The sequence below is a fragment of the Bartonella sp. MU37NMGALS genome, from assembly GCF_042194015.1.
Lineage (GTDB): Bacteria > Pseudomonadota > Alphaproteobacteria > Rhizobiales > Rhizobiaceae > Bartonella > Bartonella grahamii.
On the sequence record NZ_JBHIML010000123.1, the window covers coordinates 1 to 719 of the forward strand.

Here is a 719-nt window from a genome sequence, read left to right on the forward strand (position 1 = left end):
GCGTCAAATTCTTCTTCTGACATCCTATCAATGCTTGCTAAAGTGATTGGTCCAACACTGCCCCCTCCACCAGATGCTGTTAAGGTTCTCGCAGAATTCTGCCGGCTTTGAAGTTCTGCTACTTGATTATTCGCTTGAACCACTTGGTTCTGATAGCCAAGATTTTGCGCTATCCTATAAAGCTCTTCTGCTGGATTACCCCCCTTTTGTGCACAAGTCGCAACAATTGTACGTAATTCATCCCCTATAATCGCATCTATCGTGCTCCGTTGTGCATAAGTCGGATAAACAGAAGACCAAGCACTTAATTGCTTCGCACGCGTCTCATAAAGAAAATCCGCTGCTGCATCAAAATCACTGTATTTATCTTTGATTGATGTAACAGAACTTTCTAAAAACTGGTTCAAATGTCCATTAAATTCATGGGATTCAATGGCTTGCCTTTGAACATCCTGTTGTGCACGAATATACGCATCTTGCTCTTGTAGCTTTTTCCCCATCCAACCCATATAGCCAATAATGTCTTGTGTAGGGTCTGGGGGTGCATTTTCACCTTCAACTATTGGTGTCTGGGATTGGGTTTCATAAAACTTGGCAAGTGCTTCACGCGCTTGGTTAGCTTGTTCAACAGCTCGCTGCTGCTCTAAATTAGGAACAATCTCTGAAGGCTTTTCAACGGGCGGTGCAACCGGCTCTGGAGAGGTGACATCATCATTATC

At 43.8% G+C, this 719-nt stretch carries 1 protein-coding gene; it reads right to left on the bottom strand.

The annotated features are described in order from the left end of the window. On the bottom strand, positions 1–719 hold a 719-nt coding region (locus tag ACFIJP_RS09470; protein ID WP_375627166.1), incomplete at both ends, for a hypothetical protein.